We start from the raw sequence: 17181 nt of genomic DNA, 5'->3' as shown, positions 1-17181 counted from the left end.
TGTCTGAATTTAGGCGCCAATCACAAAAAAAACTACACATGAACTTTAATCATATGCAAAGCATTTTTCTGAGTAAACGCCGCCAAACGAAACTTGCATCTGCCCAAAAGTATGTAAAATTGTCATAAGGATCACCCTATACATACATCTGATTGGATCAAAGAAACGCCGTCCGATTTCGTTTTTTTGTACTCAAACTCGACCCTATAGAACCGCACTCTGCCGAATTCTCCAATCGGCACATCACAGTCACCGATTAGAATACCTCCTGCCTAAATACAATTGAGGCTTTGCTGACCAGAAGTTTCTTGGTCCGGCGAGTAGGATCTTAAACCATGGTGCGGGCTTTGCGACCAATGCCTAACGTATTTTGAGCGAACCGGTCGCTCCGTTCCTGATACCGTCACGCAACTGTTCGACCAGATGTAGGCCGGGAATGCCGACCGCAATCTGAAGACCCAAGCGCGACAGCCCAATAAGTGACTATGCAACCCCGCAGCAATTTGACTGAGGTCGTGAACAGATCACGCAGCGTAACGGGGCAATTCCGCCACAGCATATGAAAACCTGATCCAGATCAGCGAAGATGTCACATGCAGGAAATAGACAGGCTTTGCTTGACCGGCAAGGGATTGTCATAATTCAGGCAAGCAAGCGCCGAAACCACGGGCAAGACCGGAAAGACGAATCTGATGCTGATTGAAAACAAAATATTCGAAGAACTTTCACCCGGTGACAGCGCCGAAATCCGACGGCTGGTCACCCAAGACGATCTGATCGTTTTTGCCAATGTTTCGGGCAATCACAATCCAATGCACCTGTTTGATCACGATGGCGATGGCGATGGCCAGAACGAAGCACTGGCACCGGGAATGTTTCTGGCATCGCTGATTTCTGCGGTTCTGGGCAATATCCTGCCCGGGGCAGGCACGCTCTATCATCATCAGGATTTGAATTTTTCCGGTCACGCCCAAGCTGGAGAAGAATTGTGCGCCAAGGTGACGGTGAAATCGGTCGACGCCGCCACCCGACAAGTCGTGATGGACACCCGGGTTGAACGGATTTCCGATGGTGAATTGCTGGTTTCGGGCATGGCCACTGTCGAGGCCCCCAATCACAAACTGCATTATGACAGTCACGATTTGCCCGGATTGATTGTTCAGCGTCATCGTCATTTTGAAAAACTTCTGGCGCGGGCCGAACCACTGCCAGCGCTGAAAACCGCCATCGTCTGCCCTGATGAAGTCAATTCATTGGGTGGCGCGCTTCTGGCGCAGCAGCACACATTGATCGATCCTATTCTGGTCGGGGACGCCGACAAGATCAGCAAAGTCGCGGCCGAACTTGGATATTCGCTCGACGGAATCGAAGTCATAAACGAACCCACCCCCCGCGATGCCGCGCGGCTTTGCGTGCAGATGGTCAATGACGGCAAGGCGCAGGCCCTGATGAAAGGACATTTGCATACTGACGATCTGCTGCGCCCGGCGCTGGACAAGCAGACCGGGCTGCGGATGGGGCGCCGTTTCACCCATATTTTTGTGATGGATGTGCCGGGGCTGTCACATCTGCTGCTGGTGACCGACGCGGCGATCAACATCGAACCGGATCTGAAGACCAAGAAAGATATCTGTCAGAACGCCATCGATCTGGCGCTGTCGCTGGGAATCGAAGAACCCAAAGTCGGCGTGTTGTCAGCGGTGGAAACGGTCAATCCCGACATGCCTTCTTCGGTCGATGCGGCACTGCTGTCGAAAATGGCCGAACGTGGCCAAATCACCGGTGGTTTGGTCGATGGACCTTTGGCGATGGACAATGCGGTCGATCTGGCCGCCGCCCGTATCAAGGGGATTATTTCACCGGTGGCGGGCCGCGCTGATATTCTGGTGGTTCCAAACCTTGATGCTGGCAACATGCTGGCAAAACAGCTGACTTATATCAGTCATGCAGAAGCCGCTGGTGTTGTTCTGGGTGCACGGGTGCCGATCATCCTGAACAGCCGCGCTGATGACGATATGGCACGGCTGGCATCCTGCGCGGTTGCAGCCTTGCATCATCAACGGCTGAGCGGGGACAAGTGAATGGCCCATGCGCTGACACTGAACGCCGGATCGTCATCCCTGAAATTCGGGCTGTTCGACCTGTCTGCAGTCGAACCAAGCCTGATCGCCAGCGGTAAAGCCGACCGGATCGGCGGTGCGGCGACACTGACGTTGAAAAACCCGGACGGGGTCCGGCTGATCGACGCCGCCCCAATCCCCACCGACGGCGTGGTGGATCACCAAGGAGCCTTGGCGACGGCCTTGAACGCGCTGAATGACCATTTACCGCAAGCCGATATCGTCACTGTCGGTCATCGCATCGTGCATGGCGGGCTGCACTACAGCGGCCCAGCCTTGATCGATGCGAAAAGCGTCGAAAAACTCGCGGAACTTGAACCCTTCGCACCGCTGCACCAGCCCCATAATCTGGCTGCGGTGCGCGCTGCGATGCAAGAGTTTCCGCAGGCAGCTCAGGTAGGGTGTTTCGACACCGCGTTTCACCGCGATCATCCTTTCGTCAACGACGTCTTCGCCCTGCCCCGCGCCTATTACGACAAGGGCGTGCGGCGCTATGGGTTTCATGGACTGAGCTATGACTATATCGCGGGAGAACTGGCGCGGACCGCGCCGCAGCTTCACGCCGGGCGGGTCGTCGTGGCGCATCTTGGCAACGGCGCCTCGATGTGCGGCATGAAGGCGGGGCAATCGATGGCCTCTTCGATGGGGTTTTCGACGCTGGACGGATTGCCCATGGGCACCCGCTGCGGTCAGATCGATCCGGGCGTTCTTTTGTACCTGATGCAACAGGAAGGGTTGAGCGCCGACGGAATCAGCACGCTATTATATACGCAATCCGGCTTACTGGGTCTATCGGGCCTCAGCAATGATATGCGCACGCTACAGTCTTCCGACAGCGAACAAGCCCAACAAGCCATCGATTATTTCACCTTCCGCGCCCGGCGCGAACTGGGCGGATTGGCAGCAGCGCTGGAGGGATTGGACGGGGTCGTGTTCTGTGGCGGTATCGGCGAAAATTCCAGCCTGATCCGGGACCGGATCTGCGCCGGGCTTGGCTGGATCGGGATCGAAATCGACGCCGCAGCAAACGCAACCAATGCCCCAGTGATCAGCACCGAAACCGCACAGGTCAAGGTCATGGTCATCCCCACCAATGAAGAAATTGTCATCGCACGCGCTTGTGCGAAACTGACCGGCTGAGGGCAATCGGCAGCCCGCAGGCCGCGCTCCCCTGCCCCGCGCATACTGGACTTCCCCCGGGCATCTGCCTAGGGTCGCGCCCACATCCGCGCTTGGGAGGATCACCTTTGTGACGGTGCCTCAAATTCGGAGACGATGATGTCCAACACCGCGCGCGCGATCCTGCTGATGATCGGAGCGATCTTCTTTTTCGCCGCGATGGATGCGACCGCGAAAGAACTCAGCCAGCGCGTCGGTCCGTTGCAAGCGGTCTGGGCGCGCTATGCCGGCCAGGCCAGCTTGGTACTGCTGATCGTGTTGCCGCGCCTTGGCGCCGTGGCGCGCACGCGCTATCCCTTTTTGCAATTGGCGCGGTCGGTCTTCCTGATGTTTGGCACCGGCTTTTTCTTCTTTGGAATCGCCAATATCGGTCTGGCCGAAGCGACCGCGATCATGGATACGAACCCGGTCATCATCACGCTTGGTGCGGCGCTGTTTCTGGGTGAAAAAATCGGGCCGCGGCGCGCCTTCGGGATTGCCGTCGCCCTGATCGGGGCCTTGATCATCATTCGCCCCGGCAGCGGTGTGTTTTCGCCCTATGCACTTTTCCCGCTGGCCGCCGCTTTCAGTTATTCGGCTTACAATATCGTCACCCGCTACGTCGGATTGAACGAAGACCCGTGGACCTCGCTGCTTTATACCGCGATGTTCGGCGCGATAATCTTCAGCTGCATCATCCCGTTTTACTGGCAACCGGTCGATCTTACCTCGGCCCTTCTGATGATCATGCTGGCAATCTTCGGCACGCTTTCACAACTTCTTCTGATCCGGGCCCTGTCCATCGGTGAAGCGGGAATGTTGGCGCCGTTTGCCTATGTCGGGCTGCTTTTCGCCACGCTTTGGGGTATGATCTTTTTTGACGAATATCCCGATTTCTGGACCGTGATCGGTGCGCTTGTGATTGTGCTTTCGGGTATTTATGTGTGGCACCGCGAAACCTCATCAGCGCGGAGCTGAGCCAAAACATGCCCAACGATACGTTGTCTCTGGCCGCTCGCACGGGTCAGTACCTTTTGAACCTTCTCATGAGCGCGCCTTTGTTTCTGGCGTTAATGCTGCCCTATCGCTGGCGCGTACCGGCGATGGGCTGGATGGTCAGCCGTATCATTGCGCCGCTGGCAGGATACGACAAACGGGTGCGCGAAAACCTCGCCTTGGTATGGCCGGAGCTGCCCCAGACCGAAATTGACCGGCTGGCCCGCGCGGTCCCGGACAATTTTGGCCGGACATTGATCGAAATCTATTCCGGTGCGACCTTCAAGCGGCACGTGGCAGGCACCGATCTGACCGGACCCGGTGTGCCCGCGCTGGAAGAAGCCTGCCGAACCGGGCGCCCGGTCATTCTGGTGTCTGGCCATTTTGGCAATCATGATTCCGTACGCGCCACCGTGACACGGAAATACGGCGACGTTGGCGCATTGTTTCGGCCGCTCGACAACATCTACTTCAACCGCCACTGGGAAAAGGCGCTTAGCGGCATCGCGACGCCGGTGTTTCCGCGTGGTCGGCGCGGTTTGGCAGCAATGGTGAAATTTCTGCGCGGGGGCAATATCATTGCCCTTTTGATTGATCAACACGTCCAGGATGGAGCCAAGCTGCGGTTTTTCGGTCATCCGGCCCGCACCTCTCTGGCAGCGGCGGAAATGGCATTGAAATACAATGCACTGCTTTTACCTGCATTTGGAGTGCGCAGCCCCGACGGAATCACGTTTCAGCCAACCATTCAAAACCCGATCCCGCACAGCAGTGCTGAAGAAATGACCCAGGCTTTCAATGACCGACTGGAAGCAATGACGCGGCAGCATCCCGAACAATGGTTTTGGGTGCATCGTCGCTGGAAGAAAGACCGTTAACGATTTCAGCGCAGCCGCGCCGAAGCGATGATCGGTCCCGGTCCGGGTGCTTGTACAATCACCACGATCGGTTCATCGCCCTGAACCTGCGTTTGCAGGTTGAACGGGCCGTTTGTGTCCCAATCGCCCAAACGATGCCATTCCGTGACGATATTGCTGTATATCAACTTCTTTCCGGCATTTTCGCCAGCGTGAATGGCGACTTCACGTTCGGGCACATAGCGTACGAGTTGCACAATGACCGGCGTCGGCATGACCTGATCGGAACTGGCTGAAATCGACAAAACCCCGGCCTGTTCTTTCAACGCGAGCGAAATAGGGTGCCGCGTTTTGGCGTGCTTGGCGATCAGTGCGGCAACATCCACCGGGTGATTGCCGACCACATGTTCCACCCCGTTGACGATCATTTGCGGCGTATAGACGGAATGACGATGAGCCGCGATTGCATAGGCTTTTTGACGCTTGGTAAAACGCGGGTCCGCGAAAACGTCCTTCCATCCGATATAATCCCAATAATCCACATGCAAAGCCAGCGCGATCACATCTTCTCGGTCGGCCAAAGTCGCCAAGTAGGCATCGGCCGCCGGGCAGGACGAACAGCCTTGTGAGGTAAAAAGTTCAACCACCACAGGATGATCTTCTGCCAGAACCGGAGATGAAAACCCAATCAGGGCAGCAGCAAGCCAAGTGACGAAACGGCGCATGTTCGGGATTTTCTCCATTCTTCTGTCTGTTCCTGTTCTAGGCATTTCCGAATGAAATAACCAATCAAGGTTTTGTCAGCCGCTGGTGAACTCAGCCGGAATGTGAAATTTTGTGTACATTGGTATACAAATCTTGCATCCCCCCTTGATTGCCGCCTCGCGATCAGGCAGAAGCAGCACCAGCAACACCCCTTTTTTACCTACTCAGAGGGAGGCCACCTCATGCCCATCGTCGTTGGACAAGATACCGCCAAGACCCGCAAGACTTTGTCTGTGGGCGGTAAGTCCGTTTCCTATTACTCGATTCCTGCCGCCGAAGCAGCCGGGCTTGGTGATTTCTCCAAGCTGCCCGCCGCGCTGAAAGTGGTGTTGGAAAACATGTTGCGATTCGAAGACGGCAAGACCGTCTCGGTTGACGACATCAGGGCCTTTGCCGACTGGGCGAAAAAGGGCGGCAAGAACCCGCGCGAAATCGCCTATCGTCCGGCCCGCGTGCTGATGCAGGATTTCACCGGCGTGCCCGCCGTGGTCGACCTGGCCGCGATGCGTGACGGCATCAAGGCGCTGGGCGGCGACGCGCAGAAGATCAACCCGCTGAACCCGGTTGATCTGGTGATTGACCATTCGGTCATGATCGACGAGTTCGGCAACCCGCGCGCCTTCCAGATGAACGTGGACCGCGAATATGAGCGGAACATGGAACGCTACCAGTTCCTGAAATGGGGCCAAGGCGCATTTAACAACTTCCGCGTTGTGCCGCCGGGAACCGGCATCTGCCACCAGGTGAATCTGGAGTATCTGGCCCAGACCGTCTGGACCGATACCGACCAGAACGGCGAGCAAGTGGCCTATCCCGACACGCTGGTGGGCACTGATAGCCACACCACCATGGTCAACGGCGTCGCCGTACTGGGCTGGGGCGTGGGCGGTATCGAAGCCGAAGCGGCGATGCTGGGCCAGCCGATCTCTATGCTGATCCCCGAGGTTATCGGGTTTGAGCTGACCGGTGAAATGGTCGAAGGCACCACAGGCACCGATTTGGTGCTGAAAGTGGTCGAGATGCTGCGCGAAAAAGGCGTGGTCGGCAAGTTCGTGGAATTCTACGGCACCGGTCTGGATCACCTGCCGCTGGCGGATCGCGCCACGATCGCCAACATGGCCCCGGAATATGGTGCCACCTGCGGGTTCTTCCCGATCGACGAAGAAACCCTGCGCTATCTGAGCAATACCGGCCGCGACAAAGACCGCGTCGCGCTGGTCGAAGCCTATGCCAAGGAAAACGGGTTCTGGCGGGGTGCCGATTACGCGCCGGTCTATACCGACACGCTGAGCCTGGACATGGGCACCATCGTGCCTGCCATCTCGGGGCCGAAGCGGCCGCAGGACTATGTCGCGCTGACCGATGCCAAAGCCGCATTCGCCAAGGAAATGGCCGACACCTTCAAGCGCCCGATGGGCAAGGAAGTGGCCGTCAAAGGCGAAGATTACACATTGGATTCGGGCAAGGTCGTAATCGCGTCGATCACGTCGTGCACCAACACCTCGAACCCCTATGTGATGATCGGGGCCGGTCTGGTGGCACGCAAAGCCGCAGCCTTGGGTCTGAACCGCAAGCCTTGGGTCAAAACCTCGCTGGCGCCGGGCTCTCAGGTCGTCTCCGCCTATCTCGAGGCCGCCAACCTTCAGGAAGATCTGGACAAGGTCGGCTTCAATCTGGTCGGCTATGGCTGCACCACCTGCATCGGCAACTCTGGCCCGCTGCAACCGGAAATCTCCGACGCCATCGCCGAGGGTGATCTGGTCGCCACCGCCGTTTTGTCGGGCAACCGCAACTTCGAAGGCCGGATTTCGCCCGATGTGCGCGCCAACTATCTGGCCTCGCCGCCGCTGGTGGTGGCCTATGCGCTGGCCGGGACGATGGACATCAATCTGGCCACCGACCCGATTGCCCAGACCCCGGACGGCAAGGATGTCTATTTGAAAGACATCTGGCCGACCAACAAGGAAATCTCGGATCTGGTGCACAGCACCGTGACCCGCGAGGCGTTCCTGTCGAAATACGCGGACGTGTTCAAAGGCGACGAGAAATGGCAAGCGGTCGAAACCACCGACAGCGAAACCTATGACTGGCCGCCGGCCTCGACCTATGTTCAGAACCCGCCCTATTTCCAAGGGATGAGTTCAGAGCCGGGCACCATCAGCAATATCGAGGGCGCCAAACCGCTGTTGATCCTTGGCGACATGGTCACGACCGACCACATCTCGCCCGCAGGCTCGTTTGCCACCACCTCGCCCGCAGGCAAGTATCTGCTGGAGCGTCAGGTGGACCCGCGCGAATTCAACTCCTATGGCTCGCGCCGGGGCAACCACGAGATCATGATGCGCGGCACCTTTGCCAATATCCGCATCAAGAACGAGATTCTGGACGACGTCGAGGGCGGCTATACCAAAGGCCCCGATGGCGAACAGACCTCGATCTTTGACGCGGCGATGGCCTATCAGGCGGCAGGCACCCCTCTGGTGGTGTTCGGCGGCGAACAGTATGGCGCGGGCTCTTCGCGCGACTGGGCGGCCAAAGGTACTGCGCTGCTGGGCGTCAAGGCCGTGATCGCCGAAAGCTTTGAGCGTATCCACCGCTCCAACCTGGTGGGTATGGGTGTGATCCCGTTCGAGTTCACCGGCGGCGACACCCGCAAAACGCTGAAACTGACCGGCGACGAGACGGTGGCGATTTCGGGGTTGGATACCATCCAGCCGCTGCAAGACGTGCCCTGCACCATCACCTATGGCGACGGCAGCACCAAAGCGATCCTGATCAAGTGCCGGATCGATACCGCGATCGAGATCGAATACGTCGAACACGGCGGCGTTCTGCATTACGTGCTGCGGAACTTGGCCAAGTCCTGATCGCCTGACCAACCGGAAAAAACATCAAGAGGCGCCTGCGGGTGCCTCTTTCTTTTTGGCCGACATCCGCTTGCTCCACTTGAAAATGGCTCTGACCGTCCGTTTCGGAATCGGCTACAAAATAGGGACTTCAGAACCGAGGGCGAGAGTGCAATCCTGCAGGTTAGCACTGGACCTCCCCCCCGTGCAGGCGTTAACTCTGCCGACGCAAACGGGCTTTGGGAATGCATTACAGCGACGTTTTCCGGATCAACGGCTATCTGACCATCGCGATGGGGATAGCGATGCTGCCCTGTCTGGCCGTGGACCTGATACAGGGGCAGCAAAGCGGCATCGTGTTTGGCGTTTCTGCTCTATTGGCCCTGCTGTTCGGGGTTCTTATCGTGTTGGCGACCGATAACCGAAAATCTCGTGATCTTGGGATTCGCGAAGCCTTCCTTCTCACCACCTGCACCTGGAGCTATCTGCCGCTGGTCGGTGCCCTGCCCTTCATGATCGGCGCGCCCGACGTCGGCTTGACCGACGCCTATTTCGAAGCCGTCTCGGGCATGACAACAACCGGGTCGACCGTGTTCGAACAAATCGAAACCCTGCCACAGGGTGCGCTGTTATGGCGTGGTATCCTGCAATGGCTGGGCGGTCTTGGCATTGTGGTGGTAGCGATGATTTTTCTTCCGGTCCTAGGGTTGGGCGGCATGCAGTTTTTCCGCTCAGAAGGTTTCGATACATTGGGCAAGATCCTGCCCCGCGCCCCCGACATCGCACGCGCATTGCTAAGCACCTATATCCTGCTGACGCTTCTGTGCTGGCTCTGTTACCGGATTCTGGGCATGTCCACACTGGATGCGACCGTGGTGTCGATGTCGACCCTATCAACCGGCGGTTTCGCCAATTCCGACGCTTCATTCGCGGCGTTTTCTGGACCGCTGGAATATGTGTCTTCGGTTTTTATGCTGCTGGCCTCGATGCCATTCATCCGCTTTGTTCAACTGTCACAAGGCGACGCCAAGCCGCTGTTTCAAGATGTGCAGGTGCGCACCTATCTGCGCTGGACCGGCTATTCCATCGCCGCCGTCGTAATCTGGCGGTTGCTACATGAACACACCGGGTTTTGGATTGTGCTGCGAGAAACCACCTTCAACATGGTCACGCTGTTTTCCGGCACCGGCTATTCCAGCGCCAACGTCGTGTCCTGGGGATCGTTTCCGATCACGGTGATCCTTGCAGTCGGACTGATCGGTGGTTGCACAGCCTCAACCGGCTGTTCTGTCAAGATATTCCGCTGGCTGGTGGTCATCGAGGCGATCAAGGCCCAAATCCGCCGGATTCAGGCCCCGCATGCGGTGGTAACTCCGAAGTTGGGCACCAAACCGATCGAAGCGGACGTGTTCGATTCCGTGATCGCCTTTTTCGCCCTGTTTTTTCTGACTATGGGGCTGATTACGGTCGGGCTCGATCTGACCGGTCTGCATATCTCGACGTCGATCACTGCCGCATGGACGTCGATCGCCAATGTCGGCCCAGCCTTTGGTCCCGAAGTCAGCAGTTCAGGCGCATTGACGTCGTTCCCGACAATGGCGAAATGGCTGATGATCTTTGGCATGTTGGTCGGGCGGCTCGAAATTCTAACCGTCTTTGTTTTGTTCACCCCGGCATTCTGGCGCTTGTAAACCCCATCGAACGCTGGCGTCACCGATCAAGCCAACCGTCCGGCAGCGCGCCGGAAATCCCCGACACAGCCTCTATTCGCCGGTGCCCTTTGCAATCGCCGCGCCCAATGCCCCGTCAATTGCGCGCTGCGTGATCGGTCCGGCATGGCGCATGATGATACGGCCTGCACCATCGATGACATAGGTTTCCGGCACGCCATAGACGCCCCAGTTCAACCCCATTCGCCCCTCGTTATCGGCCCCGATTGCGGCATAGGGATTGCCCAGCTCGGCCAGAAAACCAAGCGCATTGCCCGGCTTGTCCTTATAATTCACCCCGTAGATGGTGATCCCCTGTTCCTTTAGCTTTTCCAGATTGGGATGTTCCACCCGGCACGGGGCGCACCACGACGCCCAGAAATTGACCAGCTTCACCTTGCCGTCGCGCAAACTGGCATCGTCGAATCCCGGCAGATCGCCCAGCGGTGTGATCCGTACCTCAGGGGCTTCTTTGCCGGCCAGGGCGGTGGGTAATTCATTGGGGTTGTCGCGCCCCATGCCGATCCAGAACATGGCCGCAAGCGCGGCAAAGATTACCGGCGGCGCAATCATCATTGGGTTGATCTTAGCCATTGGATTTGATCCGTCCTTCAACCTCTTTCAACTGCACTTTCATCTTGCGGGCGCGCAGGATACTGACCACGATCATCGCAACGATCAATGCGATCGACACCGCGTAAGACGCCAGAACCGCCTGGGCATATTTTCCAAGATCCGGCATCAGCTCATCCTTTCGCGGGCCAGGAGCGCCCGCATCCTTCGGGCACGAATTTCAGTCTGGGTGCGCAGGAAAACCAGCGCAATAAACAGCAAGATGAACCCGGCAATGCTCAGAAGAAGCGGATAATAGAATACGTCGGCAACGTTTTCTTCTTTATCCATCGACAATGACGCCCCCTGATGCAGGCCCTGGTTCCAGAAATTCACCGCATAGCGGCTGAGCAGCGCGAAAACCGACCCTACCAAGCACAGGATCGAAGTCAGATCGGCCGCGGTGTCGTCATTTTCGATCGCTGACCACAGCGCCATGTAACCCAGATAAAACAGGAACAGGATCAAAAAAGAGGTCAACCGAGGGTCCCATTCCCACCAGGTGCCCCACATCGGCTGACCCCAGATTGCCCCGGTGATCAGAGCGATCAGCGTCATCGTTGCCCCGATCGGAGCCGCAGCCTTTGCCGCCAGCGCCGACACATGATGCCGCCGCACGATCCAGATCAGCGAAGCCACCAACATCATGATCCAGACATTGATCGCCATCAATGCGCTTGGCACGTGCAGATAGATAATCTTGACCGTCGATCCCTGTTTGTAATCATCCGGCGTGAAAAAGAAGCCCCAAACCAACCCGCCGACCAGCGCAACCAACGCCAGCAGCGACACCCACGGCAAAACCTTGTCCGTAGTGGCAATGAACTTCTTCGGATTGGCATATTCCCAGATCGAGCCCATGTGCATTTCCTATCTCTTTTGGCGCAAGGCGCAAGTCACGTCCCCGTCAACGTAAGTTGACCCTCAGTACCGCAGCAGAAGCAAAAGGCAACAGCGCGATGGTGCCGCAGGTAATCCCGGCCAGCATCAGCAAGGGGGGGGTGGCGTCCATCCCCTCAATCGACCGCCGCGCCATTTCCGCGCCGAAAATCAACGTCGGCACATATAGCGGCAGCACCAGCAAACTCAGCAAAAGCCCACCGCGTTTCAACCCAACGGTCAGCGCCGCTCCGAAAGTGCCGATTACCGACAAGGCCGGGGTGCCGATCAGCAGCGACAGAACCAAGGGGCCATAGCCCGCATCTGGCAGGTTCAAAAGCAACCCCAAGACAGGGGCGGCCAAAACCAACGGCAATCCGGTCGTAATCCAATGAGCCAGCGATTTGATGCTGACGATCGCCTCCATTGGCAGGGGGGCCGTGGCCAGCAAATCCAACGACCCATCTTCCCAATCGAGCGCCAAAATCCGATCCAATGACAGCAAACAGGCCAACAATGCCCCCAACCACAGGATGCCCGGAGCGATGGTCGACAACAGCCCGCTTTCAGGCCCGACACCAAAAGGTACAAGCACAACAACGATCAGGAAAAACGACAATCCCAGACCAAAACCGCCCCCGGCGCGCACCGCCAGCCGCAAATCTCGGATCAGCAACGCAATCACAGGAAATCTCCATCAAAATCGTCGATCTCGGGCGGAATCGCCTTGAATGGGGTGACGTCCAGCATCCGGGCCTCCGACAGGCCCAGATCGATATGGGTCGCCAGCAGCGCCAGCCCCCCCGCCGCCAGATGCGCCCGCACCGCTTCGGCGAACATCGCCACCGACGCAAGGTCGAGCGACACCGTCGGTTCATCCAAGACCCAGACCGGACGGCCGGACACCACCATCCGCGCCAATCCCAACCGCCGTTTCTGCCCCGCTGATAAACCACCCGCGGGCCGGTTTTCCAAAGCGGACAGATCAAAAGCCTGCAAAGCAGGATCAATAGCCCCGGTTTCAAACACATCGGCCCAGAATTGCAGGTTCTCCCGAACCGTCAGCACCGATTTGATCCCGTCGGAATGCCCGGCATAGGCCATCGCTTCGCGTTCCAACCCGATTGTTCCCCTGAGCGGCGGCTGCAATCCGGCAATCGTGCGCAACAGCGTGGTCTTGCCGCTGCCATTGGGTCCACGCAGCACCAGAGCTTCGCCCTCCAAGATCGAAAACGACAGACCTTCCAGCACCGCAATGCCGCCCCGTGAAACGCTGAGATCAGAGACATTCAATTCCATGCATCTCTCCTATCTCATTGATGCGCCCGACAAAAGCATGAAGCATAAAAGCGGCTCCCCAGCGCTCGATCAAATTTCCCGCTCATTTTGTTTCTTCTTGGTAAACATACTCCGGGGTGAATTGGCGGCACGCCAAGAGGGGCAGCGCCCCTTCGCCCCGCCCGCCGCAGGCGAAAACTCAGATCAGACACCGCCTCACACCGGCAGCGCCGCCAACGCCACACGGCGGCCTTCGGACACCAACACATTGTAGGTCCGGCAGGCCGAAGGCGAATTCATCACCTCCACCCCAATTCCCTCCGCTTCCAAGGTCTGGCGCAGGTCTGCGGGCAGAAAAGCGATTTCGGCCCCCATGCCGATAAAAAGCACATCAACCTCATCGGCCAGTCCCAGCAAGGCCGCGCCATCCTCCAGCCCGGCCCAGACCGTGGCCCGGTCCGCCGTCACGATCACCGCCCCGTGCAGGACCTGATCTGCGACGCGGAAAAATCCCGGACCATAACCATCCACCGGCACGGCGTCGTTGAATGTTATCTCGGTCAGTTGCATAGTGCCCTCCTCACGCCCAGATCGGCAGCCCGCTCAGCGCCGCGGCCATGGTGATACCATAACCGACCAAGCGGTACAGCCGCTGTCTTTCGGGCCGGAACATAGCGGCCCCGGCCAGATTGCCCAGAAGATTCGGCACCGCCAGCACCAGACCGATCAGGATCGGCAGTAGTTCCAGTTTACCTTGTATGGCCAACAGACCCAGCAGGGTGACATCAAAGGCAAACAGATACATCATGATGTTGGCACGGATCAGTTGTGCCGGTTCGGTCGACGCCATATGCATCAGGATCACCGGCGGTCCCGGCAACCCGGCCACCCCGCCTAGAAATCCCGCCACGCCACCGGTGCCAATTTGCAGCGCCGGGGTGATCTGACCCCGCATCCGCACCCCCGAGGCCAACAGCAACGGCACCAGCAATGCAATGCCACAGACCGCATATCGAAAAAAGCTGGGATCGGCCGTGTAAAGCACCATCAACCCTAAGGGCAGCGCCAGAATGGTCCCCAGCCACATCCGCCCGACATCGGCCACCCGTCCGTCACGCCGTGCCCGCGGCAGGTTCGGAATGGGGCCGAACACATCCATCACCACCAGAGTGATCAGCGCCCAGACCGGCGGCATGAACATGGCCGCGACGGGTAAATAGACAAGGGCCGTGCCAAACCCCGAAAAGCCCCGCACAGCCCCAGCGATGAAAACCGCCCCGATCAGCCAGCCCAGCCCTTCATAGGCCAATAGCTGATCTAGACCATCAGGCATCGACGTTTGCGAACTGATTGCCCTGATTGTTGTCCGGCTTGGTCCAATCGCGTTTGACACCCAGTAACAACACGATGTTTTTAGCCACATAGATCGACGAATAGGTGCCCACGATCACGCCCCAGGTGATGGCGAAAATAAACCCGCGGATCACGTCCCCCCCAAGGATCAGCATCGCGATCAACGCCAGAAGCGTGGTGCCGCTCGTCATCAAGGTTCGGCTGAGGGTTTCATTGGCTGTCAGGTTCATCAGATCGCGCAACGGCGTGGTCTTGAATTTGATCAGGTTCTCGCGCAACCGATCGAAAATCACCACCGTGTCGTTGATCGAATAACCGATGATCGTCAGCAGCGCCGCGATCGTGGCCAGATCGAAGCGGATTTGCAGCACCGAAAATATCCCGATGGTCACGATCACGTCATGCGCCAAGGCCGCCACCGCACCGACGGAAAACTGCCATTCGAACCTGAGCCAGACATAAAACAGGATCGCCGCCAGCGACGCCCCAACCGCCAGAACGGCGGTCCAGATCAATTCCCCCGATACTTTCGGCCCAACTGATTCGACCAACGGGAAGGTGATGGTGTCATCCACTGTCCGAAGCGCCGTTTCAATCCGGTCCACGGTTTCCTGACTGACGCTTTCCTGCCCATCCTGGGCCTGAATGCGGATCATCGCCACATGCTGGTTTTCGGCAAAGGTAGGATCGAACACTTCGGTGATCGTTACATCGCCCAGTTCCAGAGATGTCATCGCCTGACGATAGGTTCCCACGTCCACGGCGCTTTCGGATTGGGTTCGGATCGTGGTGCCACCACGGAAATCGATCCCGAAGTTCAACCCGATCATCGCCCAAGCGACCAAGGATAGCACCACCAAGACACCGGAAAATCCAAGCGTCGCCCATTGGAAGCGGAAAAAATCGAATGTCGGTACTTCACGAAAAAATCTCAGGCGCATATCAAACCTCAATCGTTTTGGGACGGCGGCGTTCGAACCACATCACGATCAACAACCGCGTCACGAAAATCGCGGTGAAGACCGAGGTCAGGATACCCAGCCCCAGCGTGATGGCGAAGCCCCGAACCGGGCCTGAGCCCAGCGTGAACAGGATCACCGAGATGATGAAGGTGGTGATGTTGGCGTCGATGATTGCCGACAGCGCCCGGTCATAGCCCAGTTCGATCGCACGCGCCGGTCCCTTGGCGGTTCGGATTTCCTCGCGGATACGTTCAAAGACCAACACATTGGCATCTACAGCCATGCCGATGGTCAAAACGATCCCGGCAATCCCCGGCAGGGTCAGGGTGCCTCCGATCATCGACAGCGCGCCGAAGATCAGACAGACATTGACCACAAGCGCGATATTGGCAAACACGCCGAACAACCCATAACTCAGCATCATGAAGACCAGAACACCGGTGAAGGCAACGATGCAGGCGATCTTGCCCGCCGCGATACTGTCAGCGCCCAGTTCCGGGCCGATGGTGCGCTCTTCCAGAAAACTCAACCCTGCAGGCAAGGCGCCCGCACGCAACAGAACGGCAAGATTGGTGCTTTCTTCGACCGAAAAACTGCCGGTGATGATGCCCGATCCACCGCCGATATGGGCTTGAATGACCGGTGCGCTGATGACTTCGTCATCCAACACGATGGCAAATGGATTGCCGATATTTTCGGCGGTGTAATCGCCGAATTTCCGGGCCCCCGACGTGTTGAAGCGAAACGACACGGCCGGTCCGCCGTTCTGATCGAACGACGGCTGTGCATCGACAAGTTCTTCGCCAGTCACGACGGGAACCTGTTCCAGCACATAATAAACACCTTCATCATCCAGCGACGGTAGCAATTCATTGCCAGCCCCGGCAGGCATGTCGGCATTATTGGTGCGCGTGACCACCGGCTGAAAGGTCAGCTGTGCGGTGGTGCCAATGATATCCTTCAATTCGCTGGCCGATCCGACACCGGGCACCTGGATCAAGATCCGGTCGGCGCCCTGACGCTGAATGGTGGGTTCGCGGGTGCCGACTTCGTCGATCCGGCGGCGGATGATTTCCAGCGATTGTTTGACGGTACGTTCGTCAGTCGCAAGCCGCTCTGCCTCGCTCAGCGTCACCACGATATCGGCCCCGTCTACCGTGACTTCGATATCGCTGGCCCCTGCCCCGGTCAGGCTGACCACTGGGCGGGCCAGACCGCGCACCAGTTCAGCGGCCCGGTCAGCCATTTCCGGTTTCTGGTTCAGCCGCACCCGCAGCATCGCACCTTGGGTTTTTTGCAGCCGAATGGTGCCGATTTCATCGCGTTCTTCGCGCAACAGATCGCGCACCTCGGGCCACATCCCCTGCAACCGGGCTTCGTAGACATCCTCGACCTGAACTTCGGCCAACAGATGTGCGCCGCCACGCAGATCTAGCCCCAGATTGACAAGCCCCGAAGGCAGGAAAGACGGCCACAGCGCGGCCTGTTGTTCCAATCCTGCCCCCGTAGCGCCGGTTTCCATTGCCGCGACAGCATCGTTGCTTGTTTCCACCCGCGTGTAAAAGGCATTGGGAAGCGCCAAGAGCAACCCGAGGGTGCAAAGCCCCCAGATTACCACTCGCTTCCACAGATCAATCTGTAGCATA

The 17181-nt window shown here is 58.1% G+C and carries 16 protein-coding genes; 6 read left to right on the top strand and 10 right to left on the bottom strand.

Annotated elements, in window-relative coordinates:
* Window positions 1-692: 692 nt before the first annotated feature.
* The 4 genes from TG4357_RS00485 to TG4357_RS00470 all read left to right on the top strand — a co-directional run bounded on the left by TG4357_RS00485 (window position 693) and on the right by TG4357_RS00470 (window position 5152).
* On the top strand, window positions 693-2081 hold the full coding sequence (locus tag TG4357_RS00485; protein WP_058260912.1) for a bifunctional enoyl-CoA hydratase/phosphate acetyltransferase: 1389 nt from the start codon (window positions 693-695) through the stop codon (window positions 2079-2081).
* Window positions 2082-3260, top strand: coding sequence for an acetate/propionate family kinase (locus TG4357_RS00480; RefSeq protein WP_058260911.1), 1179 nt, complete (start codon window positions 2082-2084; stop codon window positions 3258-3260). It begins immediately after the preceding gene.
* Window positions 3261-3398: 138 nt separating this feature from the next.
* Window positions 3399-4256 carry a DMT family transporter gene (locus tag TG4357_RS00475; protein WP_058260910.1) on the top strand — a complete coding sequence of 286 codons (858 nt, stop codon included), beginning with the start codon at window positions 3399-3401 and terminating at the stop codon, window positions 4254-4256.
* An 8-nt stretch (window positions 4257-4264) separates the two neighbouring features.
* Entirely contained in the window at window positions 4265-5152 is an 888-nt protein-coding gene (locus tag TG4357_RS00470; RefSeq protein WP_058260909.1) for a lysophospholipid acyltransferase family protein, read from the top strand.
* A gap of 5 nt (window positions 5153-5157) precedes the next feature.
* Here the strand turns inward: TG4357_RS00470 and TG4357_RS00465 are convergent, their stop codons facing one another.
* A complete protein-coding gene (locus tag TG4357_RS00465; protein ID WP_233487403.1) occupies window positions 5158-5874 on the bottom strand; it encodes a DUF1223 domain-containing protein in 717 nt (238 codons plus the stop codon).
* Window positions 5875-6078: 204 nt separating this feature from the next.
* Here TG4357_RS00465 and acnA point away from each other — a divergent pair, with 204 nt between their 5' ends.
* Both acnA and TG4357_RS00455 read left to right on the top strand, forming a co-directional pair.
* Complete coding sequence (acnA, locus tag TG4357_RS00460; RefSeq protein WP_058260908.1) at window positions 6079-8763, top strand: aconitate hydratase AcnA; 2685 nt, start codon at window positions 6079-6081, stop codon at window positions 8761-8763.
* 224 nt (window positions 8764-8987) lie between these two features.
* Window positions 8988-10433 (top strand): TrkH family potassium uptake protein, encoded by a 1446-nt coding sequence (locus TG4357_RS00455; RefSeq protein ID WP_058260907.1) that lies wholly within the window; start codon window positions 8988-8990, stop codon window positions 10431-10433.
* Between the two features lie 72 nt (window positions 10434-10505).
* On the opposite strand, the gene TG4357_RS00450 is transcribed toward TG4357_RS00455, so the two are convergent.
* From TG4357_RS00450 to secD, 9 genes are all read right to left on the bottom strand, one after another.
* Window positions 10506-11045 (bottom strand): DsbE family thiol:disulfide interchange protein, encoded by a 540-nt coding sequence (locus TG4357_RS00450; protein ID WP_139193695.1) that lies wholly within the window; start codon window positions 11043-11045, stop codon window positions 10506-10508.
* Window positions 11038-11193: a heme exporter protein CcmD gene (gene ccmD, locus TG4357_RS00445; RefSeq protein WP_306345469.1), complete on the bottom strand. Its 156-nt coding sequence runs from the start codon at window positions 11191-11193 to the stop codon at window positions 11038-11040. The genes TG4357_RS00450 and ccmD overlap by 8 nt, the downstream gene beginning before the upstream one ends.
* The gene (locus tag TG4357_RS00440) at window positions 11193-11924 is read right to left on the bottom strand and encodes a heme ABC transporter permease (protein ID WP_425329304.1); all 732 of its coding nucleotides are present in this window, start codon (window positions 11922-11924) and stop codon (window positions 11193-11195) included. The genes ccmD and TG4357_RS00440 overlap by 1 nt, the downstream gene beginning before the upstream one ends.
* A 46-nt stretch (window positions 11925-11970) precedes the next feature.
* Window positions 11971-12627, bottom strand: coding sequence for a heme exporter protein CcmB (gene ccmB, locus TG4357_RS00435; protein WP_058260904.1), 657 nt, complete (start codon window positions 12625-12627; stop codon window positions 11971-11973).
* On the bottom strand, window positions 12624-13241 hold the full coding sequence (ccmA, locus tag TG4357_RS00430; protein ID WP_058260903.1) for a heme ABC exporter ATP-binding protein CcmA: 618 nt from the start codon (window positions 13239-13241) through the stop codon (window positions 12624-12626). Before ccmA ends, ccmB begins: the two co-directional genes overlap by 4 nt.
* Before the next feature lie 195 nt (window positions 13242-13436).
* Window positions 13437-13790, bottom strand: a complete 354-nt coding sequence (locus TG4357_RS00425) for an Mth938-like domain-containing protein (RefSeq protein ID WP_058260902.1) — start codon at window positions 13788-13790, stop codon at window positions 13437-13439.
* Window positions 13791-13800: 10 nt separating this feature from the next.
* Window positions 13801-14553: a sulfite exporter TauE/SafE family protein gene (locus tag TG4357_RS00420; protein WP_058260901.1), complete on the bottom strand. Its 753-nt coding sequence runs from the start codon at window positions 14551-14553 to the stop codon at window positions 13801-13803.
* Window positions 14546-15514, bottom strand: coding sequence for a protein translocase subunit SecF (gene secF / locus TG4357_RS00415; RefSeq protein WP_058260900.1), 969 nt, complete (start codon window positions 15512-15514; stop codon window positions 14546-14548). Before secF ends, TG4357_RS00420 begins: the two co-directional genes overlap by 8 nt.
* 1 nt (window position 15515) lies before the next feature.
* The gene (gene secD, locus TG4357_RS00410) at window positions 15516-17180 is read right to left on the bottom strand and encodes a protein translocase subunit SecD (RefSeq protein WP_058260899.1); all 1665 of its coding nucleotides are present in this window, start codon (window positions 17178-17180) and stop codon (window positions 15516-15518) included.
* Window position 17181 lies beyond the last annotated feature (1 nt).

The organism is Thalassovita gelatinovora (assembly GCF_001458355.1).
GTDB lineage: Bacteria > Pseudomonadota > Alphaproteobacteria > Rhodobacterales > Rhodobacteraceae > Thalassobius > Thalassobius gelatinovorus.
Note: the sequence above shows the minus strand (reverse complement) of the source record. Positions and strands in the feature narration are given on the sequence as shown.